The sequence below is a fragment of the Pseudomonas sp. PME37.24/006 genome (genome assembly GCF_055556635.1).
This window is the reverse complement of the sequence record NZ_JBVHNL010000196.1, coordinates 1-256: the sequence shown is the minus strand read 5'-3', so window position 1 is coordinate 256 and position 256 is coordinate 1. Positions and strand designations below refer to the sequence as shown.

Sequence of the window (256 nt, the reverse complement as noted above, 5' to 3'; positions counted from 1 at the left end):
AACAGGACGGGGGAGAGACGGTCGAGGCGGTGAGCTGGGGCGTCGCCGTCGGGCCGGAACCACTTCGTGTCGAGTCCGCCCGGTATCTGCACGACGCGGTCGCCGGTGCGGCGGTCGAGCGTCGCGACCTCCGACCGGACGAACGCGCTCAGCGTGACGACCGTGTGGGCGCGGCGCAGGACGTGGCGCTCGGCGCGGCGGAGGCCGCCGACGGCAGCGGCGCGGAACGGGGCAGGGAGAGCGTAGGAGCCGCGGC

The 256-nt window shown here is 75.8% G+C and carries 1 protein-coding gene; it reads right to left on the bottom strand.

Annotated elements, in window-relative coordinates:
* Positions 1 to 256 (bottom strand): hypothetical protein (locus ACZ3GY_RS24380; protein WP_465912362.1); only part of this gene is annotated, 256 nt, incomplete at both ends.